Source organism: Gordonia alkaliphila, from assembly GCF_023017165.1.
Taxonomy (GTDB): domain Bacteria; phylum Actinomycetota; class Actinomycetes; order Mycobacteriales; family Mycobacteriaceae; genus Gordonia; species Gordonia alkaliphila.
Genome location: NZ_JALKBW010000001.1, coordinates 1,810,953 through 1,835,453, shown reverse-complemented (window position 1 = coordinate 1,835,453; position 24,501 = coordinate 1,810,953). Strand labels below are relative to the sequence as shown.

At 70.4% G+C, this 24,501-nt stretch carries 23 protein-coding genes, 1 pseudogene and 1 riboswitch; of the genes and pseudogenes, 7 read left to right on the top strand and 17 right to left on the bottom strand.

Going from position 1 to position 24,501, the window contains the following annotated elements; translation table 11 throughout:
- Nucleotides 1-272 precede the first annotated feature (272 nt).
- The 11 genes from MUG78_RS08245 to dacB all read right to left on the bottom strand — a co-directional run bounded on the left by MUG78_RS08245 (nt 273) and on the right by dacB (nt 11,280).
- Nucleotides 273-1,532, bottom strand: coding sequence for a DUF6779 domain-containing protein (locus tag MUG78_RS08245; RefSeq protein WP_246993753.1), 1,260 nt, complete (start codon nt 1,530-1,532; stop codon nt 273-275).
- A gap of 85 nt (nt 1,533-1,617) precedes the next feature.
- A complete protein-coding gene (locus MUG78_RS08240) occupies nt 1,618-2,157 on the bottom strand; it encodes a DUF3180 domain-containing protein (RefSeq protein ID WP_246993752.1) in 540 nt (179 codons plus the stop codon).
- The gene (gene folK / locus MUG78_RS08235) at nt 2,154-2,678 is read right to left on the bottom strand and encodes a 2-amino-4-hydroxy-6-hydroxymethyldihydropteridine diphosphokinase (protein WP_246993751.1); all 525 of its coding nucleotides are present in this window, start codon (nt 2,676-2,678) and stop codon (nt 2,154-2,156) included. The genes MUG78_RS08240 and folK overlap by 4 nt, the downstream gene beginning before the upstream one ends.
- Nucleotides 2,675-3,061, bottom strand: a complete 387-nt coding sequence (gene folB, locus MUG78_RS08230) for a dihydroneopterin aldolase (protein ID WP_246993750.1) — start codon at nt 3,059-3,061, stop codon at nt 2,675-2,677. Before folB ends, folK begins: the two co-directional genes overlap by 4 nt.
- Entirely contained in the window at nt 3,054-3,974 is a 921-nt protein-coding gene (folP, locus tag MUG78_RS08225) for a dihydropteroate synthase (RefSeq protein WP_246993749.1), read from the bottom strand. Before folP ends, folB begins: the two co-directional genes overlap by 8 nt.
- Nucleotides 3,974-4,576, bottom strand: coding sequence for a GTP cyclohydrolase I FolE (gene folE / locus MUG78_RS08220; RefSeq protein WP_246993748.1), 603 nt, complete (start codon nt 4,574-4,576; stop codon nt 3,974-3,976). Before folE ends, folP begins: the two co-directional genes overlap by 1 nt.
- Nucleotides 4,577-4,624: 48 nt before the next feature.
- Entirely contained in the window at nt 4,625-7,009 is a 2,385-nt protein-coding gene (ftsH, locus tag MUG78_RS08215) for an ATP-dependent zinc metalloprotease FtsH (protein ID WP_246993747.1), read from the bottom strand.
- A 167-nt stretch (nt 7,010-7,176) separates the two neighbouring features.
- On the bottom strand, nt 7,177-7,743 hold the full coding sequence (gene hpt / locus MUG78_RS08210; protein ID WP_246993746.1) for a hypoxanthine phosphoribosyltransferase: 567 nt from the start codon (nt 7,741-7,743) through the stop codon (nt 7,177-7,179).
- 45 nt (nt 7,744-7,788) lie between these two features.
- Nucleotides 7,789-8,766 carry a tRNA lysidine(34) synthetase TilS gene (gene tilS / locus MUG78_RS08205; RefSeq protein WP_246993745.1) on the bottom strand — a complete coding sequence of 326 codons (978 nt, stop codon included), beginning with the start codon at nt 8,764-8,766 and terminating at the stop codon, nt 7,789-7,791.
- On the bottom strand, nt 8,745-9,857 hold the full coding sequence (locus MUG78_RS08200; protein ID WP_246993744.1) for an Rv3626c family coenzyme F420 biosynthesis-associated protein: 1,113 nt from the start codon (nt 9,855-9,857) through the stop codon (nt 8,745-8,747). The genes tilS and MUG78_RS08200 overlap by 22 nt, the downstream gene beginning before the upstream one ends.
- Before the next feature lie 40 nt (nt 9,858-9,897).
- Complete coding sequence (gene dacB, locus MUG78_RS08195) at nt 9,898-11,280, bottom strand: D-alanyl-D-alanine carboxypeptidase/D-alanyl-D-alanine endopeptidase (RefSeq protein ID WP_246993743.1); 1,383 nt, start codon at nt 11,278-11,280, stop codon at nt 9,898-9,900.
- Nucleotides 11,281-11,405: 125 nt separating this feature from the next.
- On the opposite strand from dacB, the gene MUG78_RS08190 reads away from it, so the two are divergent.
- Complete coding sequence (locus tag MUG78_RS08190; RefSeq protein WP_246993742.1) at nt 11,406-11,885, top strand: inorganic diphosphatase; 480 nt, start codon at nt 11,406-11,408, stop codon at nt 11,883-11,885.
- 129 nt (nt 11,886-12,014) lie between these two features.
- Here the strand turns inward: MUG78_RS08190 and MUG78_RS08185 are convergent, their stop codons facing one another.
- Nucleotides 12,015-13,265 carry an aminotransferase class V-fold PLP-dependent enzyme gene (locus tag MUG78_RS08185; RefSeq protein WP_246993741.1) on the bottom strand — a complete coding sequence of 417 codons (1,251 nt, stop codon included), beginning with the start codon at nt 13,263-13,265 and terminating at the stop codon, nt 12,015-12,017.
- 16 nt (nt 13,266-13,281) lie between these two features.
- Nucleotides 13,282-13,396, bottom strand: a riboswitch (SAM riboswitch).
- A 127-nt stretch (nt 13,397-13,523) separates the two neighbouring features.
- Between MUG78_RS08185 and MUG78_RS08180 the strand changes: the two genes are divergently transcribed.
- Nucleotides 13,524-14,609: an isochorismate synthase gene (locus MUG78_RS08180; protein ID WP_246993740.1), complete on the top strand. Its 1,086-nt coding sequence runs from the start codon at nt 13,524-13,526 to the stop codon at nt 14,607-14,609.
- Nucleotides 14,610-14,636: 27 nt separating this feature from the next.
- On the opposite strand, the gene MUG78_RS08175 is transcribed toward MUG78_RS08180, so the two are convergent.
- The 3 genes from MUG78_RS08175 to MUG78_RS08165 are packed head-to-tail and all read right to left on the bottom strand — an operon-like array spanning nt 14,637 to nt 16,788.
- Nucleotides 14,637-15,836, bottom strand: coding sequence for an O-succinylhomoserine sulfhydrylase (locus MUG78_RS08175; RefSeq protein WP_246993739.1), 1,200 nt, complete (start codon nt 15,834-15,836; stop codon nt 14,637-14,639).
- 14 nt (nt 15,837-15,850) lie between these two features.
- Nucleotides 15,851-16,264, bottom strand: coding sequence for a rhodanese-like domain-containing protein (locus MUG78_RS08170; RefSeq protein ID WP_246993738.1), 414 nt, complete (start codon nt 16,262-16,264; stop codon nt 15,851-15,853).
- Nucleotides 16,261-16,788 carry an Rv0361 family membrane protein gene (locus MUG78_RS08165; RefSeq protein ID WP_246993737.1) on the bottom strand — a complete coding sequence of 176 codons (528 nt, stop codon included), beginning with the start codon at nt 16,786-16,788 and terminating at the stop codon, nt 16,261-16,263. Before MUG78_RS08165 ends, MUG78_RS08170 begins: the two co-directional genes overlap by 4 nt.
- Before the next feature lie 210 nt (nt 16,789-16,998).
- Here MUG78_RS08165 and MUG78_RS08160 point away from each other — a divergent pair, with 210 nt between their 5' ends.
- Entirely contained in the window at nt 16,999-18,390 is a 1,392-nt protein-coding gene (locus MUG78_RS08160) for an FAD-dependent oxidoreductase (protein WP_246993736.1), read from the top strand.
- A gap of 83 nt (nt 18,391-18,473) precedes the next feature.
- On the opposite strand, the gene MUG78_RS08155 is transcribed toward MUG78_RS08160, so the two are convergent.
- Nucleotides 18,474-19,013, bottom strand: coding sequence for a hypothetical protein (locus MUG78_RS08155; RefSeq protein WP_246993735.1), 540 nt, complete (start codon nt 19,011-19,013; stop codon nt 18,474-18,476).
- Nucleotides 19,014-19,223: 210 nt separating this feature from the next.
- Here MUG78_RS08155 and MUG78_RS08150 point away from each other — a divergent pair, with 210 nt between their 5' ends.
- Genes MUG78_RS08150 through MUG78_RS08140 form a run of 3 tightly spaced genes read left to right on the top strand, consistent with a single transcriptional unit; the run spans nt 19,224 to nt 22,116 of the window.
- Nucleotides 19,224-20,222 carry a FecCD family ABC transporter permease gene (locus MUG78_RS08150; protein ID WP_246993734.1) on the top strand — a complete coding sequence of 333 codons (999 nt, stop codon included), beginning with the start codon at nt 19,224-19,226 and terminating at the stop codon, nt 20,220-20,222.
- A complete protein-coding gene (locus MUG78_RS08145; RefSeq protein WP_246993733.1) occupies nt 20,219-21,286 on the top strand; it encodes a FecCD family ABC transporter permease in 1,068 nt (355 codons plus the stop codon). The genes MUG78_RS08150 and MUG78_RS08145 overlap by 4 nt, the downstream gene beginning before the upstream one ends.
- A complete protein-coding gene (locus MUG78_RS08140) occupies nt 21,283-22,116 on the top strand; it encodes an ABC transporter ATP-binding protein (RefSeq protein WP_246993732.1) in 834 nt (277 codons plus the stop codon). Before MUG78_RS08145 ends, MUG78_RS08140 begins: the two co-directional genes overlap by 4 nt.
- Here MUG78_RS08140 and MUG78_RS08135 read toward each other — a convergent pair.
- Nucleotides 22,064-23,074 carry an AraC family transcriptional regulator gene (locus tag MUG78_RS08135; protein ID WP_246993731.1) on the bottom strand — a complete coding sequence of 337 codons (1,011 nt, stop codon included), beginning with the start codon at nt 23,072-23,074 and terminating at the stop codon, nt 22,064-22,066. The genes MUG78_RS08140 and MUG78_RS08135 overlap by 53 nt on opposite strands.
- 118 nt (nt 23,075-23,192) lie before the next feature.
- Here MUG78_RS08135 and MUG78_RS08130 point away from each other — a divergent pair.
- Nucleotides 23,193-24,483, top strand: a pseudogene (locus MUG78_RS08130) (aldehyde dehydrogenase); the annotation flags it as partial.
- Nucleotides 24,484-24,501: the final 18 nt, after the last annotated feature.

Below are 24,501 nucleotides of genomic sequence, written 5' to 3'. Positions count from 1 at the left end.
CCACTCTCCCTGGCAGCGACGTGGCCCGCGACCGCGCGCCACGTCGATCCGCGCCACCCGCAGATCTCTCACCGCACACGCTAGGAAGCCGCGCGCACCCCGAGGGGAAACGAATCCGGAACCGCCAGGTCAGTGACCGAAGAGGGGTTCCGGTCCGGAAGTTCGAACCCGCGCGAACAGGGAGAACGCCGCTGCCGCGACGTCCGAAGACAACGGTGCCGCCGCAGCGTGCGCGAGGCACGCGTGCGACGGCACCGGAGGCCGGGGAGGGCTCAGCGACGGCGGCGGCCGCCACCTGCGTCGCCACTGCCCTGCCGCAGACGATTCAACAGCTCGGAGGCGGGCTGGCCGGCCGAGTGCGCACCGTCGTCGTCCGCGGCGCGGCGCGAACGAGTCGGCATCGGCGGCACCTCGGGCACCGGCGGCACCGGCGAGACCGGGGACACCGGCGGCTCGTAGGCGGCGGCGTCGTAGGCGTCGGCGTACTGGCGACCGGACTGCTGCGGGATCGCCTGGGTGTACTGCTGGTCGACGTACTGCTGCTGCGCGCCGTACTGCTGCTGCTCGACGCCGTAACCCTGCTCGCCGTAACCCTGCTCGCTGTAACCCTGTTCGACGTACTCCTGCTCGCCGTAAGCCTGTTCGACGTACTCCTGCTCGCCGTACTCGGGGCCCGCGGCGGCGGTCTCGGTGTACTCCAGAGCGGTGTACTCGGACGAGGTGTACTCGTACTCCGAGGCGGTGTAATCGGCGGCCGGCGCCTCATCGGTGACCACCGGAATGATCTCGGTCATCTCCACCGCCGACGGGGCGTCCTCGGCACTGTCGTACTCGTACTCGGTGGGCGCCGGCGCGTGCCGGCCGGGCTCCGCGGGCGGCGCGGTGGACTCGAAGTCGAGGTTCGCGGCCACCCGATCATCGGTCAGATCGCCGAGTTCGGAGTAGCCGGCACCGACCAGTCCCGAACCCAGTTCCCGACGGCGTTCCGGGCGCAGCGCCAGCGGCACCTCCGGCAGCGGATTGCCGAGCAACTTCTCCAGGCTGGCTCGCAATGCGAGCACCTGGGTCTTGAGCGCCTCGAACTCCTCGTTGGTCTCCTGCGCCACTTCCTGCCGCACGGCGGTCTCCACCTCGGCCTCGTACTGGCGGCGCGCGGCGATCTCCCGCTCCAACTGCAGCTCGTACACCAGTCGCAGATCGCGGTTGCGCGACTCGGCGACGTCGGCCTGCCTGCGGTACTTGGTCACCAGGACCGCGCCGATCACCGCGGCCCACAGTGCCGCGATCACCGCCAGCGAGCCGGTGATCGAGATGTCTTTGCCGAGCACCATCAACAGGCTCGAGATCAGCGCCAGCACGATGAACAGCCCGATCAGCCACTGTGCGGGCGACACCTGCGAGTTCGTCTTCGCGTTCGGGGCCTTCGAGGCCCCGGCCTTACGACCGCCTCCACCCGTTCCCGCGTCCGACGGCGTAGCTCCCCGTCGCGGCGTACGACGGGTCGCCCGATCTGCGCTGTCTGTGCTGGTCATGCTGGCCAACTTACCTGGCCGTCACACCGACTCCGGGCAGCGGCCTGCGGAGAGTCGCCGTAGAACCCGCCCGGTCGCGGTCCGGTCAGACAGGGTGGGGCGGGGCGTCGGTGGCGTCCGGGCTGGGGTCGTCCGGCGCACGACAGCAATGCTCGAGCCACAACGCCGCCGCCGCGAGCACCAGCCCGCCGACCGCGCCGACGATGGTCGCAGGCATGTCGGCCGCCGCCACGTCGATGTGCAGGCGATCGATGAGGTAGACCAGCATGCCCAGCCAGCCGCCGAGCGCGATCGCCCCGAGGATCGCCGAGGCCTTGGCCAGCGCCACCGACCGCGCCACGTTGATCGGGTGCACCTGCCCCTTGCCGGACCCCACGCGACCGCCGGACACGCGGGCGCGCACCAGGAAGCCGATCACCACTTCCAGCGCCGCCAGCACATACAGCGAGATGCCCGCCAGCCACGGCAACGACGGCAGGAGTCCGTAGTAATAGCGCGCCAACACCCACATCAGCAGACCGGCCACCACGGCGATGGCCGCCAGGTCGCGGATCCGCGTCGGACCGAGCCTGTGCTCGTCGTCGTCCGACGGCGGCAGCGGGTCGGCCCCGTTCGGCATCGTCATCGCGTCGCCTCGGCACGCCGCACACCGCTGCGCTCCGCCGCGGGCAGCGCCTCGAGCAGATCGGTCACCGCGCGTTCACCGGTCGGCGTCCACAGCCGCGCATCCGGCTCGATCTGCAGCCACGGCACCAGGACGAAAGCCCGCTCGGCGGCCCGCGGGTGCGGCAACGTCAGGTCCGGATCGTCCGAGCGCACGGCCACACCGTCGACCTCGACGGAGATCACGTCCACGTCCAGCGTCCGCGGCCCCCACCGCACCTCGCGGGTGCGGTCGGCGGCGCGTTCGCAGTCGTGACAGAACGCCAGCCAGTCGGCCGGGCTCAGGTCGGCCTCGGCGATCAGTGTCTGATTCAGGAAGTCGTCCTGGTGCACCCCGCCCCAGGGCGCGGTGGTGTACACGTCGGAGGCGGCCACCAGCCGGTCGCCGAGGGCCGCGATCACCGACGCCAACCGGGCGTCCCGCTCGGCGAGGTTGGCGCCGACCGACAGGACGACGCGGCTGGCCCCCGGCCGGCCGGTCATCGTGCCGCCCGGCCCGGCGCCGACTTGTACGACCGGCGGGTCACCACCGCGACGTCGTCGAAGGCCAGCGGGATCGGCGCGGACGGCTTGTGCACGGTCACCTCGCACGCGGAGATCCGCTCGTCGGTCATCACCTCGTCGGCGATCTGCGCGCCCACCGTCTCGATCAGGTTCCGTGGCGCACCCGCGACGATGTCGTGGGCCAGCTGCGCCAACGCCCCGTAGTCGACGGTGTCGGAGAGTTCGTCGCTCACCGCCGCGGGCCGCAGATCCAGCCAGAGCGTGATGTCGATGAGGAAGTCCTGGCCGTCCCGACGCTCGTGGTCGAAGACGCCGTGATTGCCGCGCACACGCAGGCCGCGCAGCTCGATCCGATCAGCCATCCGTCAATCCTTTCGTCACCGCGGCCGCGCCCGTGCGGGGGGCTCGGTCGCCACCGTCGCGCCAGGCCGCGGCCACCGCCACCGCATCGCGGCTGGCCGCGACGTCGTGTACACGCACGCCCCACGCACCGCCTGCCGCGGACAGCGCCGAGATCGCCGAGGTCGCCACGTCGCGCCCGTCCGGCTCCCGATCGACGCCGTCGCGGGCGAGCAGGGTGCCGAGGAAGCGTTTGCGAGAGGCCCCGATCAGCACCGGAAAACCCAGACCCACCAGGGTGGGCAGAGCGTGCAGCAGTGCCCAGTTGTGTTCCGCCGTCTTCGCGAATCCCAGACCGGGGTCCAGCACGAGTTGATCCGGATCCACCCCGGCCGCGACGGCCGCGTCGACCCGGCCCAGCAGCTCCCCGGACACTTCGGCCACCACGTCGCGGTAGCCGCCTGCGTCCGCGCTGCGGTGCGTGAAGTGCCGGTCGCCGTCGGCTTCGGTGTCCGACGGTCGCCAATGCATCAGGACCCACGGGAGCCCGGAGTCGGCGATCACCGCGGCCATGCCGGCGTCGGCTCGTCCCCCGGAGACGTCGTTCACCAGGCTTGCACCGGCTTCGATGGCGGCCGCGGCCACCGCGGCGCGCATGGTGTCGACCGACACCCGCACCCCTTCGGCCGCCAGCGCCGCGATCACCGGCGCCACGCGCTGCGCCTCCACCGCCGGATCCACCCGATCGGCGCCCGGCCGCGTCGACTCCCCGCCGACGTCGACGATGTCGGCGCCCGCGGCCGCGAGGGCCAATCCGTGCTCGATCGCCGCCCGCGGATCGAGGTAGCGCCCGCCGTCGGAGAACGAGTCCGCGGTGACGTTGAGGACGCCCATCACGAGGGTCCGCGTCGGCGCCGCGTCCCGGCGGGCGGCCATCAGCGCGTGATCAGGTCGAGTGCTTCACCGCGCGAGACCGCGCTGGTCTGGAAGATGCCGCGCACCGCCGACGTGGTGGTGCTCGCGCCCGGCTTGCGGATGCCCCGCATGCCCATGCACAGGTGCTCGGCCTCGATCACCACGATCGCCCCGCGCGGATTCAGTCGTTCCACCAGCGCGTCGGCGATCTGGCTGGTCAGCCGTTCCTGCACCTGCGGCCGACGCGCGTACAGGTCCACCAGTCGCGCCAGCTTGCTCAAGCCGGTCACCTGTCCGCTGGCGCCCGGGATGTAGCCGACATGCGCGACGCCGTGGAAAGCGACCAGGTGGTGCTCGCACGTGGAGTACATCGGGATGTCCTTGACCAGCACCAACTCGCGGTGATCCTCGTCGAAGACGGTCGCGAGCACGTCGCTCGGCTCGGTGTACAGCCCGCCGAACATCTCGCGGTACGCGCGTGCCACCCGCTCCGGCGTGCGGCGCAGACCCTCGCGGTCGGGGTCCTCGCCGACGGCGAACAGCAGCTCCCGCACCGCGGCCTCGGCGCGCGCCTGATCGAACTTGCGGCCGTCCGCGGTGACCAGCACCTCATCGTCGCTCATGAAGACCGTGCTTCCTTCCTGTGGAACCTGAGTGAATCGGGCACCGAATCAGTTGTTGCGCGGGTCGTCCGCAGGCGGCCATCCGGGTGCCTGCCAGTCGCGCGGTGCACCGTAGTCCGGGCGCGATTGACCGTGTTCGCCGGACTGACCCGGCGCCGGCTGCCCGTATTGGGGCTGCCCGTACTGCGGTTGCTGCCCGTACTGCGGTTGCTGCCCGTACTGGGGCTGACCGGTCTGGGGCTCGCCGTACTGGGGCTGACCGTACTGGGGCTGACCGTTCTGGGGCTGACCGTTCTGTGGCTGACCGTTCTGGGGCTGCGACGGCACCGGCTGACCGTTCGAGCCTGGGTAGTGCCCCGGCGCACGACCGCTCAGGTCCGGATACTGCGGCGCGGGCTGGTGTCCCATGCCCTGGCTCGGTCCCGGATGTCCGTACTGCGGCGGGAACGGCTGCTGCGGCGGCGCCGGAGCGGGCTCGGGCACCGGGGGCCACGGCTCGCCGCGTTCGATCGCCAGTTCGCCCGGCGTCTTGATCGGCGGCTTCGTGCTCGGGGTCCGGTTGCCGAACTCGCTGAACTCGGTCATCCGCGGCCGCTTCTCGACGCCTTCGAGGATCTCCTCCAGGTCCTTGCGGACCAGGGTCTCCTTCTCCAGCAGTGCGCCGGCCAGCTCGTCGAGCTTGTCCCGGTACTGGTCCAGAATGGCCCAGGCCTCGGTGTGCGAGGCCTCGATGAGACGACGCACCTCTTCGTCGATCTCGGCGGCGATGCCCGACGAGTACTCCGGGGTGCCGCCGCCCATGCCGCCGCGACCCAGGAACGGATCGCCCTGGTCGTGGCCGTAGCGGACCGCACCGAGGCGGGCACTCATGCCGTACTCGGTCACCATCGCGCGAGCGATCTTGGTGGCCTGATCGATGTCCGAGCTGGCGCCGGTGGTCGGCTCGTGGAACACCAGTTCCTCGGCGGCACGACCGCCCATCGCCATCACCAGTCGCGCGATCATCTCCGAGCGGGTCATCACGTCCTTGTCCTGCTCCGGCACGGCCAGTGCGTGACCGCCGGTGCGTCCGCGGGCCAGGATGGTGACCTTGTAGATCGGATCGAGATCGGGCATCGCCCACGCGGCCAGCGTGTGACCGGACTCGTGGTAGGCCACGACCTTCTTCTCGTGCTCGCTGATCACGCGGCTCTTACGACGCGGACCGCCGATGACGCGGTCGACCGCCTCCTCGAGCAGCTCGTTGGTGATCACGGTCTTGTTCTCGCGCGCGGTGAGCAGCGCGGCCTCGTTGATCACGTTGGCCAGGTCGGCGCCGGACATGCCCGGGGTGCGCTTGGCCAACCCGTCCAGGTCGGCGTCGGGCGCGATCGGCTTGCCCTTGGCGTGCACGCCCAGGATTGCGCGACGACCGGCGATGTCGGCGTTGCCGACCGGGATCTGCCGGTCGAAACGGCCCGGACGCAGCAGCGCGGGGTCGAGGATGTCGGGGCGGTTGGTGGCCGCCATGACGATGACGCCGGAGCGTTCGCCGAAGCCGTCCATCTCCACCAGCAGCTGGTTCAACGTCTGCTCGCGCTCGTCGTGACCGCCGCCCAGGCCGGCGCCGCGCTGGCGACCGACGGCGTCAATCTCGTCGACGAAGATGATGCAGGGGCTGTTCTCCTTGGCCTGCTCGAACAGGTCGCGGACCCGCGAGGCGCCCACACCGACGAACATCTCCACGAAGTCCGAACCGGAGATCGTGTAGAACGGCACGCCCGCCTCGCCGGCGACGGCGCGCGCGAGCAGGGTCTTACCGGTGCCCGGCGGACCGTAGAGCAGCACGCCCTTGGGGATCTTGGCGCCGAGCGCCTGGTAGCGGGCCGGGTTCTGCAGGAAGTCGCGGATCTCGTCGAGCTCCTCGACGGCCTCGTCGGCGCCGGCGACGTCGGCGAAGGTGGTCTTGGGCATGTCCTTGGTGAGCTGCTTGGCCTTGGACTTGCCGAAGCCCATGACACCGCCGCGGCCGCCGCCCTGCATGCGGCTCATCACGAAGAAGAACAGACCGAACAGGATCACCATCGGCAGCACGAAGATCAGCAGCGACTGCCAGAACCCGGAGTCCTTGGTGATGTGCGTCTGATAGGGAGAGCCGGTGGTGGTGACCGACTGGAAGACACGTGCGGAGACACCGGACGGGTACTGGGTCTCGATCTTGGTGACGTCCTTGTCGTCGACCTTGATCGGATCCTTCAAGGTGATCCGGAGACGCTGCTCTTTGTCGTCGATCTGAATGAACTCGGTGTTCTTGATGTTCAGCTGCGACATCGCGACCGAGGTGTCGACACCGGTGTATTCGTTGTCGTCGGCGGTGAGCACCGAGATGCCCCAGAGGGCCAGGATGACTACGGCCACGATGGCCAGATTCCGGTAGAGCTTCTTTCGGTTCATACTTTTTCGCACGGGTCTGCGCGCACCGCACCCGCTGAGGGCGTGCGTCGACCCTTGTCCTTCCCGTCAGTCTCGCTTTACGAGGCTACCTTTCAACGCCCCGCGACCGGCATTCTGTTCCCGCAGGGCGTAAGCGGTGTCCGACGAAGGACCCGAACGCGAGCCGATCAGCTCGAGTAGACCGCCGGATCCAGCCGACCGATGAACGGCAGATCGCGGTAGCGCTCGGCGTAGTCCAGCCCGTAGCCGACGACGAATTCGTTCTCGATCTCGAAGCCCACGTCGGCCACCTCCACCGCCAACTGCGCCGCCTTCGGCTTGCGCAGCAGGGTCACCACCTCCAGCGACCGGGGCGAGCGGGTCGCGAGGTTCTTCATCAGCCACGACAGCGTCAGGCCCGAGTCGATGATGTCCTCGACGATGAGCACGTCTCGGCCGGCGATGTCGCGGTCCAGGTCCTTGAGGATGCGGACGACGCCCGACGAGGAGGTCGACGAGCCGTAGCTGCTGACCGCCATGAACTCCATCTGGTTGGGCACCGGCAGGGCGCGGGCCAGATCGGTCATGAACATGACCGCACCCTTGAGCACGCCGACCAGCAGGAGGTCGTCGGGCGCGTCCCGATACCGCTCCGCGATCGTCGCGGCCATCTCGGCCGTGCGCTGCGCGATCTGATCTTCAGTGATCAGGATCGTCTCGATGTCGTTTTCCGGGTACCCGTTCGCCACGCCCATTAGTTTCCCACAGCCTCCGGCCGCAGGTACCCGGGTCCCCCCGGTTCACCGCGGCCGGTACTCGGCGCGGAGAAGGCCCGCGCTCCGTCGCACCACGAGACGGCGTTCCGCGTCGCCGCCGATCGCCACCGGCCCCTGCCCGGACCAGTCGACGATCAGGGCCCACACCTGCGCGACGACGGCCGCGGTGGGCTCGGTCGCACCGACCTGCGCCAGCCAGCGTCGCAGCACCCGCGTCCCGACGGCGCCGGGCAGTGCGGCCGCGGCGTCGACGGCCAGGTCGAGGCCGTCGCAGACGTCGGCATGGACCCGGTCGGCCCACTCGGTCAGCGCCGCGTCGTCGGCGCGCAACTGGTCCGCTGTCCGCGCCAAGGCCGACGCCACCCCGCCGCCCAGTGCCTTCTCGAAGCGCGGCAGCAGGTCGTGACGCACCCGCACGCGGGCGTAGCGGCGGTCGGCGTTGTGCGGGTCTTGCCAGGGCGCCAACCCCCAGTCGGCGCAAGCCTGCCGCGTCGTCGCGCGGCGCACCCCGAGCAACGGACGCCCCCAGGGCGCCGCCCACGGGGCCATCCCGGACAACGATCGGGCCCCGGACCCGCGACCCAGCCCCAGCAGCACCGTCTCGGCCTGGTCGTCGAGGGTGTGCCCGAGCAGCACCGGCCGCTCGCCGCGCGCCTGCTCCAGCGCGTCGTACCGCGCTCGGCGCGCCGCCGCCTCGGGGCCGCCCGGCCCGTCGGGCCGCACGGTCAGCACCCGCGCCTGCGCACCGAGTTCGACGGCGGTCGCGGCCGCCCACGCGGCGGTCGCCGCCGATCCGTCCTGCAGTTGATGGTCGACGACCAGCCCGGTCACCGTCAGCCCGGCCCGCACTGCAGCCGCGGTCAGCGCCAACGAGTCCGCGCCGCCGGACACCGCGACGGCCACCTCCGGTCCGGCGAGGTGGTCGCGCGCGAACCCGCGGACCGCCCCGATCACCTCTTGCTGGGCGCGCGAACGCCCGGTCAGAGCACCCGCGCGATCCACTGGTCCGGCTTGTCGATCTCGCCGATCAGCGGCATGGTCTCCGGCGAGGTCCACACCGTGTTGAAGGCATCCATGCCTACCTCGGCCACCACGGCGTCGACGAAGGCCTTGCCCCGGACGTACTGCGCGATCTTGGCGTCCATGCCGATCAACGCCCGAATGAGGCGCTGCAGCGGATTCTGCGGGCGCTGGCGTCGGGCGTCGAAGCCGGCCCGGATATCGGCGACAGTCGGCACCAGCGCCGGGCCCACCGCGTCCATCACGTGATCGGCGTGCCCCTCGAGGAGGGTGCCGAGGACCAGCACGCGGTCCATCGCGTCGCGCTGCTCCGGCGCCTGCAGCAGCTGCATCAGGCCGAGCATGCCCTTCTCCCTCGACCGGCCGCTGCGCACCGACTCGTTGAGACGGGTGATCATGTCCAGCGTCGACTCCCCCGCATCGTCGGTGAGCGTCGCGACGTTCTCCTGCATGTAGCCGGCCAGCCACGGGTTGGCGGAGAACTGCACGCGGTGGGTCACCTCGTGCAGGCAGACCCAGAGGCGGAAGTCCGACGGCACGGCGCGGAGCTGTCGTTCGGCGGCCAGGATATTGGGCGCCACCAGCAGCAACAGCCCGGCCTCGCCGGTCGCGTCGTCGATCGAGAACGGGTCGTACTGACCGAGGATGGCACCGGAGAGGAAGGCCAGCAGGCCTCCTGCCTGCACGCCGGCTACCTTGCCGAGCGCGTTCTGCACCAGTCCGGGGTCCTCGTCCGGGGCCGTCCGATCGCCGAACATCGCGGGCATGGACTGCGCGGCGGCGTTGATCCAGCCGGCGCGGTCGACGATCCGCGCGGTCGGAACTCGTAGCCCGTCGGCCAGTCCGGTCACCTCGCGGACCGGCGCTTCGGCGCGCACCGAGGCCTCGGCGAGTTCGGCGTGGATCTGGTCCATCGTGTAGCGCGTGACGCGCGGACCGGGCCGGGCCACCTTGCGGCCGAGCGACGCCGCCAGGTCCCAGTCGATGTTGGGCGCCGGTGCCGCTTCCGGAGCTTCTGCGTCCGGGGTTGCTTCCTCGATCGGGGTCTCGGTCACCGCGTCAACGCTCCTCATCGATGGGTCCTGCCTGTCTCTGGTGGTGGTGCGCTCGGTGTCAGCCACGGCAGCCGCATTCCCGGAGGGCGCCGGCCAGCGCATCCAACGCGGGCCGCGCATCCGCGGGCGAGGTGCCGCCGGACATGAACGCGAAGGCCAGCACCCGGCCGTCCACGGTCTGCACGATGCCCGTCAGCGAACTGACGCCGGTCAGCGTGCCGGTCTTGGCCCGCACCCAGCCCGCACCGGGATTGGTCTTCGGATCGAAGCGGTCGGTGAGCGTTCCGGTGCCGCCGGCCACCGGGAAGGTGTCCAGCAGCGGGCGCAGCTTCGGCTGCTTGTCGCCCGCGGCCGCCGACACCAGCTCGTCGAGCAGCCGGGCGGGCACCTTGTCCGACGCCGACAGCCCGGAGGCGTCCCGCAGGACCACGCCGCCGACGTCGAAGCCGTTGTCGCGCAACACCGTCACCACCGCGTCCGCGCCGCCGGCGATGCTCGGCGGACCGCCCATCGCTACCGACAGCTCCACGGCGAGGGTCTCGGCGAGGACGTTGTCGCTCAGCCGCATCATGTCGCCGACGCGGGCGCTCAGTGGTGCCGACTGGACCGTGGCCAGCACCGTCGCCGTCGACGCCGGGGTCGCCTCGGCCACCGGGCCGTGCAGATCGAGCGCCTCCGCCAGCGCCCGCCCGGCATCGAGCGCGCCGGTGGTCGACCTGGGCGAGTACTCGTCCATCGGGTCCTTGCGCGCGCCGTCGATCATCAGCGAGGTGATCGGCGCGATGTCGCCGCCTTCGATGTCGGCGTCGTCCCAGGTCTTTTCCATCGCCGGTCCGGTGACCGAGGTGGGCGCCACCGCGACCGACGTGATCTCGGCGCCGGAGCGCTTGAGCTGAGCGGCGAGGTCGGCGATGCGCGGCGCATCGGTGTAATACGTGTCCGAGTCTTCGAACTGCGACGACAGCGTCGGATCGACGGCGCCGACCAGGATCACCTGGCCGTCCTCGCCGGCCACCACTTCGGTGGTGAGGCGGGCGTCGTGGTCCAGCTGCAGCAGCGCCGCGGCCGCAGTAAGGATCTTCGCGTTGGAGGCCGGCGTGCGCGGCTCGTCGGGCGACTTCGACCACAGCGTCTGGCCGGTCAGCGGGTCGGAGACCATGCCGGTGAGCTTGCCGAGGTCGCGGTCCTTGAGGCCCGCCCGCAACTGCGCCGCGACGCCGCTCGGGGTGGGCGCGGGTGCCGACGGATCCACCGGCAGAATGCTCGGGTCCACCGTGGCTGCGGCGGGCTGCGCCGGGGTGCCGACCGGCACCGGCTCGGGCCGCAGGTAGTACCAGTTGTAAGCGAGGAAGCCGCCGACCGCGAGCGCCGCCACCAGCAGAACGCTCAGGGCGGTCAGTAATACCGACCGCCACCGACGTCGGCCGATCTTCGTCGCCACAGGGCTCCCTTCGGGCTCTTCGCTACCCGCGCGCCACAACTTCTGGGCTGCCCGCGTGGGCCTGACTGTTCCCACAGTATCCTTGACCCCTGATCGTCCCCCGCAGACCAGAGGAGTGAGAACGTATGGAGTTCGAGGTCACCGTCGAAATCCCCAAGGGCGCCCGTAACAAGTACGAGGTCGACCACGAGACGGGGAAGGTGTACCTCGATCGGTACCTCTACACCTCGATGGGCTACCCCGCCGATTACGGCTACATCGACCACACCCTCGGTGAGGACGGCGATCCGTTGGACGCGATGGTGCTGCTCACCGAATCGGTGTTCCCGGGCGTGATCGTGCGCTCGCGTGTCATCGGCATGTACACCATGACCGACGAGGCCGGCGGCGACGACAAGCTGCTCGCCGTGCCGGCCGGTGATCCCCGCTGGGATCACATCCAGGACATCGCCGACGTCGACAGTTTCGAGTTGGGCGCCATCGCGCACTTCTTCGAGCACTACAAGGACCTGGAGCCGGGCAAGGAAGTGACCCCCGGCGGCTGGGTCGGCAAGGATGCGGCCATCAAGGTGGCGCAGGCCGCGGTGGATCGCTACCAGCCCTGACCTGACGCGTCAGAAGCTGAGCCTGCAGAGAACAAAGCGGCACTCGGACGCCTTCGCGTCCGGGTGCCGCTTTCGTCGTTCCCGCGTCGAGCGCTCGACCCACCCCGCAAAGGTCGAGCGCTCGCGCGGTCAGGCGGTCAGCTCGGCCAGCGCGGCGAGCAGACGATCGACGTCCTCGGAGCTGGTGCCGAGGCCGAAGCTGACGCGCACCGCTCCTTCCGGGTAGCCCAGGCGGGTGAGCAGCGGGTGCGCGCAGAACTTGCCGTCGCGCACCCCGATGCCGTGGTGGTTGCTCAGGTATTCGGCCACCTCGCGGGCGGCGAAGCCGTCCACCACGAAGCCAGCGATGCCGACGCGGTCGTCGACGTCGTCGAAGATCTGCAGCGGCGTCACCGCGTCGAGCGCGGCCAGGCCCTCGTCGAGGCGGGTGAGCAGGTCGCGCTCGTGGTACCCGATCAGCTCGAAGCCGAGGTTCTTGATGGTGTCGGCGGCCGCGGCGATGGCCACCGCGCCCAGCACGTTGGGGCTGCCGGCCTCGTGGCGGGCGGCACCGGTGTGCCAGTCGGTGCCCGCGTCCAGGTCGACGTGCGCGGTGGCGCCGCCGCCGGCCAGGTAGGGCGCGGCGTCGTCGAGCCAGTCCGATCGGCCGATCAGCACCCCGGCCCCGAACGGGGCGTACACCTTGTGGCCGGAGAACACCAGGTAGTCGACGCCGTAGCTGGCCAACGACACCGGGCGGTGCGCCACCAGCTGGGCCCCGTCGATCAGGATGCGCGCGCCGTGGCGGTGCGCCAGCGCGGTGAGGGCGCGGATCGGCAGCACCTCACCGGTGACGTTCGACGCCGCGGTCACGGCCAGCAGCGCGGCCGGCGTGCGGGACAGTTCCGCCTCGAGCGCCACCAGGGTGTCGGCGAAGGTCGGCTGCGCGGTCACCACGCGGGCCCGCCCGGTGCGCTGCCACGGCAGCAGGTTGGCGTGGTGCTCGATGTCCAGGACCACCACGTCGCCGGGCACCGCGTGCGCGGCCAGGTTGATCGCGTCGGTGGTGTTGCGGGTGAACACGACGGTGTCGTCGGCGCGCCCGCCGACGAAGCTGCGGACCGTTTCGCGGGCCTGCTCGTACCGGGCGGTGGTGACCTGCGACAGGTGGCCGGCGCCGCGGTGCACGCTCGCGTACTGGCCGAGCGCCTCGGTGAAGACCGCGGCGACCTCGGACAACGCCGGGGCGCTGGCCGCGTAGTCGAAGTTGGCGTACCGAACGGCGGTCCCGTCGACGGTGGGCACGGTCTGCTCGGCACCGACCACGTCGGCCAGTGCGGTGACGCCGGCTCCGGCGAACGAATCGGTGAGGTAGGCGGGGGTGTCCAGCACAGCGGTCATGACAAAGCTCCTAGCGAATCCGCGCTTGCCGCGACCGGTCGGCCGACAGCCGGGTCGTCACCGGGAGCACCCCACCGCGGTGGAGGGTTGCCGATCAGCCAGCCCGGGCTTAGACGCTGATACTCGTGACCCGCTGACTACTGTGCCGAATCGGCGACGCTCCCGCGACGGTTAGGAGCGCGGTGAGTTTAACTAGCCTGACCTGCCCTTTCATGACTGTGACGCAGGCCGCGGACCGGCGGGCAGTAGCGTGGACCCGTGCCGCAGCCCAGTTTCGTCCTCGCCCGCGACGGGCACGGTTGTCGCGGTGAGGGCGTCGCCGCCGGCTTCGACGCGGTGGCCGCGGCGCGGGCCGCGTTGGCCGCCGGATCCGCGCCCGTGGTGACCGGGGCCCTCGGTTTCGACACGGCCGCCGCGGCCGCGCTCACCGTTCCCGAACGATGGTCCCGCTCGGCGCCGCTGCGGGCGCACCCGCCCCGACCCGCGCGCCTTCTCGCCGAAACCCTCACCCCCGCGGCCGAGCACGCCGCGCGGGTGCGCGCAGCATTGGCCGCCATCGACGCGGGCACCGTGGCGAAGGTGGTGTTGGCCCGACAAGCGGAGTGGACGCTGGAGTCGGCCGTCGCGCCCACCGATCTGCTGGCCGCGTTCGCCCACATCGGGCCCGGCGCGGCGATCTTCGGTGCCACCCTCGACGCCGCCCCCGGCCACGCCGGACAGTGGCTGCTCGGCGCGAGCCCGGAGCTCCTGGTCCGCCGCGAAGGCCGCACCGTCACGTGCCACCCGTACGCCGGATCCGCGCCCCGTCAGGCGGACCCGGTCGCCGACGAGGCCGCGGCACAGCAGCTGCTGCAGTCGCGCAAGGATCTCGCCGAGCACGCCTTCGTGGTCGATGATCTGCGCACCCGACTGGCCCCGCTCTGCGTGGAACTCGACGTGCCCGCCCGTCCGGTCCTGATGTCGACGGGTGAGATGTGGCACCTGGCCACCCCGATCCACGGCCGGCTGGCCGACGACACGGTCACCGCACTGGATCTGGCTGCACTGCTGAGCCCGACGCCGGCGGTGGGCGGCACCCCGACCGACGCGGCGACCGCGCTGATCACCGAACTCGAGGGTCCCCGCGACTTCTACGCGGGCACGGTCGGCTGGTGCGATGCCGCGGGTGACGGTGAATGGCTGGTGTCCATCCGCTGCTTGGAACTCGGCGCCGACCACCGCACGGTCCGCGCCTGGGCCGGCGGCGGCATCGTCGCCGACTCCGATCCGGACGCCGAAGTGGCCGAGACGACGGCCAAGTTCCGCACCGCGCGCCGAGCCCTGGGGCTCGACCCGACCGGTTAGACGCGGACCGCCGCCGCGGCAGCTGACCTACCCGAGCGCCTGATCCAGGTCGCGGATCAGGTCGTCGACGTTCTCCAGGCCCACCGACAGGCGCACCATGGCGTCGGTGAGGCCGATCGCCGCACGACCGTCCGGCCCCATCGCGCGGTGCGTGGTGGTCGCCGGATGGGTGATCAGGCTCTTCGCATCGCCGAGGTTGTTGGAGATGTCGACGATCGCCAAGCCGTCGAGCACCTCGAAGGCCCGCTCCTTCGCCGACTTCCCGGGCTGCTCGGCCAACTCGAACGTGATCACGGTGCCGCCGCCGGACATCTGCGAGCGCGCCAGCTCGTACTGCGGGTGCGACGGCAGGAACGGGTACAGCGTGGTGGCCACGCGCGGATCGGCGTCGAGGAACTCGGCGATCGTCAGCGCACTGGCCACCGACTGGTCCAGCCGCAGCTTCATGGTCTCCAGGCCCTTGAGCATCACCCAGGCGTTGAACGGGCTCAGCGCCGGACCGGTGTGGCGCATCAGCGCGCGGACCGGGCCGTCGATGAATTCGCTGGTGCCGAGCACCGCGCCGCCCATCACGCGGCCCTGCCCGTCGATGTGCTTGGTGCCCGAGTACACGATCACGTCGGCGCCCATCTCCGGGCCGCGCTGCAGCAGCGGCGTCGCGAAGACGTTGTCGAGCACCACCTGTGCACCGGCGGCGTGCGCCAGCTCGGCGACCGCGCGGACGTCCACCAGGGTCTGCATCGGGTTCGACGGCGTCTCGAAGAACACCGCGTCGGTCGGCACCGAGAGCGCCTGCTCCCACTGCGCGAGGTCTTCGCCGTCGACGAAGACGGTCTCCACGCCCCACGACGGGAGGATCTCGTTGCACACCACGAAGCACGAGCCGAACAGGCTGCGGGCGGCCACCAGACGGCTGCCCTTCTTCAGCAGCGCGCCGAGCGCCACGAAGACCGCCGCCATGCCGCTCGCGGTCGCGAAGCCCGCTTCGGTCCCCTCGATCTGCCGGAGCCGCTCGGTGAACATCTCCACCGTCGGGTTGCCGTACCGCGAGTAGACGAACCGCTTGTCCTCACCGGTGAAGGCGCGTTCGGCGGCCGCGGCCGAGTCGTAGACGTAGCCGCTGTTGAGGAAGAGCGCCTCCGAGGTCTCGAAAAACCCCGACCGCATGGTTCCCCCGCGGACCGCCACGGTTTCGGGCGATACCCATTCAGGCAGGTCACGACTCATCAAAGTCCCCTTTTCTACTGCTGACGCCAGGGCAGGCCCACAGCGCGCCAACCGGTGGATCCGCGGTGGCCGGCTTCGTCCAGCGCGCCTTCGAACCCGTCCAGAATGTTGTACGCCCCCGCGATTCCGTCCGCGGTGGCGGCCTCGGCGGCACTGATCGAGCGGGCGCCCGAGCGGCACAGCAGCAGCAGTTCGGCGTCGTCGGCCACGCCGGCCGCCCGCAGCTGCTCCACGAAGCGCGTGTTCGGCGTCCCACCCGGGAAACCGATCCATTCGATGAGGACGGCCTGCTTGCCGATTCCGCTCAGGTCCGGAACCCCGACAAAGGACCATTCGGCCTCGGTGCGGCAGTCCACCAGGACGGCTTTCGGGTTGCTCTGCAGGCGATCCCAGGCTTCCTGCGGGGTCACGTCACCGGCGTAGCTCATGCGTTGCACACCTTCCATTCGTCGCCCTGCCGGATCACCGTCAGGTCGGTCGTCTGCTTCTCGTCGGGCGTGTCCTCGCGATGCCAGTTCACCTGGACCGCGGCCACGTCGCCCTGCATCTCCACCGCCATGTCCGGGATCACGATCTGGCCGTGCTCGGTACGCGCCGCGCGGTTCTCGTCGGCGAACTCCGCAGCGGTCGGGAAGTCGGCGGCCTGCCGGTCGGCCTCGCAGTGGGCCTCGCGGTACTGCTCGTAGTTCAGCGAGTTGCGCGCGGTGAACGCGTCGTTCACCGCGTGCTGCACCTGAGCCGAATCGCTGAGCCGCTCCGCGGGCGGATCGATCAGTGCCACCCCGGCGATCCCGGCGACCAGGAGCACCACGAAACCGAGGGCCACCATGAAGGGCCAGCGACTGCGTCCCGGATCGTCCGAACCGAACTCCTCGGCCATGGCTTCGGGGTAGCCGTCCGGGGCGCGCTTGGAGTTCGGATAGTCGGCGCCGCCGGGGCTCTGGTCGCTCATGAGGGCCGATTCTATCGGCCCTACCCATTCCGGACCCGCCCCGGTCTCCGGCGCGGGGCGCGCCAATAGCCGAGCACCGCCTCCCGAGTCAAGGGTTTGCCGCAGTTTCGGTATTAGTGAGGGCAGCCTCAGTGGAAATTTTGGTGCTGACTCACCAGCGCATACCGTGGAAGTACCACACGTTCTTTCAGCTGAGGAAGCGACTGACCAATGAGTGAGAACAGCCGCCCGCTGCGCGTAGCGATCGTCGGAGCCGGTCCCGCCGGCATCTACTGTGCCGACGCGCTGATGAAGTCGGACACGGCCGCCGCCCGCGGGGTCAGCATCGACCTGTACGAGCGCATGCCGGCCCCGTTCGGCCTGATCCGGTACGGCGTCGCGCCCGACCATCCCCGCATCAAGGGCATCATCACCGCGCTACACAAGGTGCTCGACAAGCCGCAGGTCCGCCTGCTCGGCAACATCGACTACGGCACCGACATCACGCTGGCCGATCTGAAGACCCACTACGACGCGATCGTGTTCTCCACCGGCGCGACCGACGATCGGGAACTCAAGATCCCGGGCGTCGACCTGGACGGCAGCTACGGCGCCGCCGAGTTCGTCGCCTGGTACGACGGCCACCCCGACTTCCCGCGCGAATGGCCGCTGGAAGCGGAGAAGGTCGCCGTGATCGGTGTCGGCAACGTGGCGCTCGACGTGGCCCGCGTGCTCGCCAAGACCGGCGACGAGCTGCTCCCCACCGAGATCCCGGACAACGTCTACCAGGGCTTGAAGGCCAACAAGGCCGTCGAGGTGCACGTCTTCGGTCGACGCGGCCCCGCCCAGGCGAAGTTCACGCCGCTCGAGCTCAAGGAGCTCGACCACTCGCCGAACATCGAGGTGGTGGTGAACCCGGAGGACATCGAGTACGACGAGGGTTCCGCCGTGGCCCGTCGCGCCTCCAAGATCACCGACCAGGTGGCGACGATCATCGAGAACTACGCCATCCACGAGCCCAAGCAGGGCGCGATCCACAAGCTCTTCCTGCACTTCTTCGAGAGCCCGGTGGAGATCCTCGGCGAAGACGGCAAGGTCGTCGGCCTGCGGACCGAGCGCACCGAGCTCGACGGCACCGGCAACGTCAAGGGCACCGGCCGCACCACCGACTGGGACCTGGGCGCGGTGTATCGCGCCGTCGGCTACCTCTCGGACAACCTGCCGGAGATCCCGTTCGACTCCCAAGCCGGCGTGATCCCCAACGAAGCGGGCCGCGTCTTCGACGAGGGCAAGCACGTGACCGGGCTCTACACCACCGGGTGGATCAAGCGCGGACCCGTCGGTCTGATCGGCCACACCAAGGGCGACGCCAACGAGACCGTCGAATGCCTGGTGGAGGACATGGTGAACGGCGTGCTCAACGAGCCGACCGCTCCCGGCGAGGACGCGGTGATCGACCTGCTGGAGAGCCGTCAGGTTCCGTACACCACCTGGGACGGCTGGTACCGCCTGGACGAGTACGAGCGCGGTCTCGGCGCCGCCGAGGGCCGCGACCGCAAGAAGGTCGTCGAGCGTCACGAGATGCTCGCCGCCTCCGAGCCCGGCAAGGTCGCCAAGAGCTAGCGACCGGTACCCCGCACAAACGCCAGCGGCCCGCCCCTTTCGGGGCGGGCCGCTGGTCTGTGTCCGGGAGGATCCGGGTGGGGTCAGTTGACGCCGGGGATCTGCGGTGCGCGGGGATCGTCGACGCCGCCGCCGGACAGCTGGGTCAGAGCGGCGTTGCTGTCGGGCTTCTTCTCGCCGCGCGGGACCTCGCGCAGGTTCCACCAGAAACCGGCGTTGTCGAGCAGGTTCTCCTGGTAGTCCGAGATCGCGTAGCCGGCGATAGACGACGGGAAGCAGCCCGGCCAGACGGTCTTGATCTCGAGGGTGCGAGGCACCGTCTTGTCGCCGATCTTGCCGGTCGAGGAGAGCCAGGGCGCGAACTTCTTCGGGCCGTTGATCTCCTGGAGCGTGACGTTCTTGAAGTTGCCGTCGTCGGCGGTCACCCGAAGAACGCGAGTCATGTTCCAGATGCCGGCGGTCCACGGCTGCCCCGGCTGCATGCCGAAGTTACAGGTCACGGCGCCGCTGACGCGGAGGTTCGGCACAGCAGCTTCGGCGGGGGCCGCAGCCATGAGGGTGCCGGCGCCGATGGAGCCGGCTGCGGTCACCGCAATGGCCGCGCGAGTGAGAAGCTTCTTCATGATCATGCCCTTCGTTCCGTATGTCTCAGTCAGTCAGATGTGTCCAACGATGCGAGTTCGGCAGCCTTCGAGTGCGATGGCCCCGCATCCTGCGTAACAGGGATCAGTTCCTATTCACAAGGACTTATCGGCCTCTGTGCCGCGAAACGTTACGGGTGAGGTCATCACCCAGTAACCTTAGGACGAGTTAGTTAGGTAAGGTTACCCTTCATGACAAGGGTGAGCGGGGCGCTGCTTCTCGGTGTACTGCTCACCGGATTATGCGTGGTGTCGGTGGCGGTCGGATCCGGGCTGGGTCCGCACGATCTGGGCTACGGCACCGTCGTCGACGGCCTCTTCCATCGCGACAGGGTCGACGGCGAGATCGCGAAACTGATCGACGGTCGGCTCACCCGCACGGCCCTCGGACTGCTCGCCGGTGCAGCGCTGGGCGCCGCGGGCGCACTGACCCAGGGGCACACTCGCAACCCGCTCGCCGATCCCGGGCTCCTCGGCATCAATGCGGGCGCAGCGTGCGCGGTGGTGATCGGAGTCTTCGTCTTCGGCACCACCGGCACGGTATCCACCGCCGCGGCCGCCCTGATCGGTGCGGGCCTGGCGTCGGTCGCGGTCTTCGCGCTGGCCAATGTGTCCGGTGCGACGCCGCTGACCCTGGTGCTCGCCGGCGCCGGACTGTCCGCGTTCCTGATGGCGGTGACGTCCGCGACCGTGCTGTCCGACGGCGCCACGCTCGACGCCTGGCGCACGTGGAACGTGGGCGCGCTCGGCGGTCGCGGCGCCGACGTCCTCGCGACCGTCGCACCTCTCGTCCTCGTCGGCCTCGTCGCAGCGCTGGCCGGCGGCTGGTTCCTTAATCTCCTCAGCCTGGGCGACGACATGGCCACCGCCCTCGGCGGACGGGTCTGGCTGATCCGGCTCTCCGGCATCGCCACCATCACCCTGCTGGCCGGTGCGGCCACCGCTGCGTGCGGGCCGATCGCCTTCCTCGGCCTGGTGGTCCCCCACCTCGCACGGGCGATCACCGGCCCCGACTATCGCTGGGTGGTGCCCTTCTCGGCGTTGCTCGGCGCCGCCCTGCTGGTCGGCTGCGACGTGCTGGGCCGCGTCGTCGCCCGGCCCGGCGAAGTGCCTGCCGGGGTGATGCTGGCCCTGGTCGGCGGCCCGGCCTTGATCCTGATGGTGCGTCGCCGGAGGTTGCCTGCCGTATGAGTATCACTCCCCTGGATCGACGCCCGACCATCGCCGTCGGGCCCGCGACGTGGCCGGTGAACCGCCGCCTGCTGCTGATCGGCGTCGCCGCGGCCGCGGTGGCGGCGGTCGCCTTCCTGGCCGACGTCGCGATCGGGTTCACCACGCCGGTCGACGTCGCCCGCATCCTGCTCGGCGGCGGCACCCGCGCGGAGAACGTGGTGGTCTTCGACGACGCCCTCCCCCGCGCACTGATCGCAGGGCTGGTCGGCTTCGGGCTGGGCCTGGCCGGGTCGTTGACCCAGCTCATCGCCCGCAACCCGCTGGCCACGCCGGACCTCCTCGGCATCACCGCCGGCGCGAGCATCGGCGCGGTCGCCGCCATCACCCTGGGCGCCGCCGGGGACGCGTGGCTGAGCGATCTCGGCGTCCCGGTCGCCGCGCTGCTCGGCGGGCTGATCGCTGCCGCGGCGATGTACGCGTTGTCGTTCCGGCGCGGCAGCGAGTTGAGCATGAGCACCCTGCGGTTGATACTCGTCGGCGTCGGCCTGACCGCGATGCTGCAGGCCCTCGTCGGCTTCCTACTGGCCCGCGCCCAGGAGTGGGACGCGGCCCGCGCCCAGCGCTGGATCGTCGGTTCGGTGTCGTACGGCAGCTGGCAGGTGGTGCCCGCCGCGCTCGTCGCCGTGGTGATCGGCACCGGCTGGTCGATCATCGTTGCTCGCGACCTGCGCACGCTCGGCCTCGGCGTCGACACCGCCCGCGGCCTCGGCGTGCGCGGGGGTCCGGCGATCGCCGGCACCCTCGTGGTCGCGGTGATCGTCGCCGCGCTGTCCGTGTCGGCAGCCGGTCCGATCGCGTTCGTCGGCCTGCTCGCACCCCAGATCGCCCTGCGCTTGGCGCGTTCGGGCACCCCGCCGCCGATCACGTCCGGCCTCCTCGGCGCCGTCCTCGTGCTTCTCGCCGACGTCCTCACCCGCACCGCGCTGCCCGACGGCCTGCCCGTCGGCGTGGTCACCGCGGCCGTCGGCGGCCCCTTCCTGATCTACCTGATGATCACCACCGCTCGAAAGGCCACCGCATGACTCGTTTACGCGCCGACGACCTGTCCGTGGGCTACGACGGCCGGCTCATCATCGACCGCCAGGATTTCGCGGTCCCCGACGATGCGATCACCACGATCATCGGGCCCAACGGCTGCGGGAAGTCGACCATGCTCCGAGCCCTCGCGCGGCTGCTGCCGGCCCGCACCGGGACCGTGACGCTCGACGGCCACGACATCCGTTCGCTGCGGCCCCGGACCGTGGCCCAGACCCTGGGGCTGCTGCCGCAGCAGCCGGTGGCACCGGAAGGCGTGCTCGTCGCCGACCTGGTGGCGCGGGGCCGCCATCCGCATCAGTCCTGGTATCGCCAATGGAGCAGCGACGACGCGGCCGCCGTCGACCGCGCGATGGCGATGACGCACACCGCCGAGCTCTCCGACCGCCCGATCGAAGCACTGTCCGGCGGTCAACGGCAGCGGGTGTGGATCGCCCTCACCCTCGCGCAGGAGACCGATCTCCTGCTGCTCGACGAACCGACCACCTATCTCGACCTCGCCCATTCGGTGGAGGTGCTCGACCTGGTCCACGCCCTCAAACACGAGCACGGCAAGACCGTGGTGATGGTGCTGCACGACCTCAATCTCGCCGCCCGGTACAGCGACTGGATCGTGGTGATGGCCGACGGCGCGGTGATCGCGCAGGGCGCACCGCGCGAGATCCTCACCCCCGAGCTGCTGCTCGAGGCCTTCGGACTGGCCGCGCTAGTGGTGACCGATCCGGTCTCCGGTGGCCCGCTGGTGGTGCCGGTCGGGGCCCGGGTCAGTCCTCCGGCCGGCTCTGCAGCAAAGCCCGCCGACGCTGACCCGGCGTGACTCCGAACCACCGACGGGAGCTCCGCGTCAGCGAACTCTGTTCGGAGTAACCCAGGTGTCGTGAGACGGTCGACATCGGCACATCGGGGTTGGCGAGCAGCCCGTCGGCGGTGTCTCGGCGCACCTGATCGAACACCTCCTCGAAACTTGTTCCTGCCGCCCGCAGTCGCCGTTGCAGCGAGCGCGGATGCACCATCAACAGTTCCGCGATCTGCGGGACGTCGGCGCGCCCGACCGGCATGGAGCGCTTGATCATGTCCGCCGTCGCATCGATGAATGCGGTCTCCCGGTCGGCCCCGGCCATGAACCGGAGTGCCAGATCGTGCGCCAACGGGTCCCCCTCCCGCAGTCGACGCTCCATCAGGGCCCGCGGGAACACCATGCTGCTGCGCGAAGCGTCGAACTCCACCGGACATCCGAAATGCCCCACATACACCGCCCGCTCGGCGATCTGCGGGTGTGCGAAGGTGACGCGGGTGGGATGGAACTCCGGCCCGGCAAGCATGCGGAACGCCGACAGAGTCACCCCGAGCGCCAGCTCGACGACATGGTCGCGGGCGGGCAGCCGTCGCAGCAACGTACGGAACTCGTAGGCCACGTACTGCCCATCGATGTCGAGCTGCGTGGCCAACGCCGGGCTGTACACGTGCGCGTAGTCGGTGACGGCCCGCAGCGCGGCCCCCACCGTGTCGGCATTGCGCGCCGCTATCGCGACGGGACCGAGGATGTCCGGGTGCTGCCGGCCCGCCAGCCGCAGGGCGAAATCCGGCATTCCACACTCGCGCGCGGCCTCGCCGAGCGCCGCGGCCAACGCCGAGAACGGGACGTAGCGGTCGTGCGCGCCCACCACCCGTCGATCGATTCCCACGCGGCGGAAGAAGGCGTCCACGTCCACGCCCAGTTCCGCCAGCATTTCCGGCAACTCGCTGAGCGACGCGGCGCTGATGAGGTCCGACATGGTCTCGAAAGTAAAAAGTATGTCGCGCCAAGTCAAGTAATCGCCCAGCCGGAGCCGAGAGACTGAGCACATCACCACCGCACTATGGCGCTACTCACGCCACCCGAGGAGGAGAACCCGCGCGGCCTATCGGTCCGGCCCGTGGCGCACCCTCGAACCCGGCGACCGAGCCGCCGTCCTTCGCCGGTTCGCCGATGCGCTCGCGTCGCGGTCCGAACTGCGTGCGACCACCGTCAGCCGCGAGAACGGCATGCCGATCGCGTTGGCTCGCTTCGCCGAGGGCGAGGCGCCGGTGCAACTGCTCCGCTACTACGCCGACCTGATCGAAACGCTGCCCGTCGAGGAGCGCAGGGAAAGCCGGCCGATGCCCGGCACCACCGTGGTCCGCCGCGATCCGGTCGGCGTGGTCGCCGCCATCGCCCCGTGGAACTTCCCCGCGGTGCTCTCGATGTTCAAGATCGCACCGGCGTTGGCCGCCGGCTGCACGGTCGTGCTCAAGCCGTCGCCGGAGACCACGCTCGACTCGTATGTCCTCGCCGAAGCCGCCCTCGAAGCCGGCCTGCCCGCCGGCACCTTGAACATCGTCACCGGCGGGGCCGACGTAGGCCGCTACCTCGTCGCCCATCCCGATGTGGACAAGGTCGCGTTCACCGGTTCGACCGCGGCCGGCCGACAGATCGGCAAGGTTTGCGGTGAGCTGATCCGTCCCGTGACACTCGAGCTCGGCGGCAAATCCGCAGCTCTGGTACTCGACGACGCCGACCTGGAAGCCACTGTCAGCGGTCTGGCCACCGCGTCGCTGCTGAATGCCGGCCAGACCTGTTACATGTCCACGCGCATCCTGGTGCCCGCCACCGGCTACGACACCTACCTGGAGGCGATCACCGAGATGGCCCGCGGTCTGCCCGTCGGGGATCCGCTCGACGAGAGCACCTTCATCGGCCCGCTGGTCAGCGGAACCCAGCGCGATCGTGTCCTCGGATTCATCGACCGGGGGCGCGCCGACGGCGGTGTCGTGACCACCGGGGGGCGGCGCCCCCGACGGCATGGACCGCGGCTACTTCGTCGCCCCCACCGTCTTCGGCGGCGTCGACAATGCCAGCGTCATCGCCCGCGAGGAGATCTTCGGACCGGTCCTGACCGTGCTGGCCTACGACGATGTCGACGATGCCGTCGCCCTCGCGAACGACTCCGAGTACGGACTCGGCGGCACGGTGTGGACCACCGACGACGAACGCGGTCTCGACGTCGCGCGACGCGTGGAGACCGGCTCGTTCGGCGTCAACACGTTCAACCTCGACTGGGGTTCACCGTTCGGCGGCGTCAAGTCCAGCGGCATCGGTCGGGAACTCGGGCCCGAAGGCCTGGCGTCGTACCAGGTGACCAAGTCCATCTTCCTCACCGCCTGAAGCAGGCTTCCGGCCTCT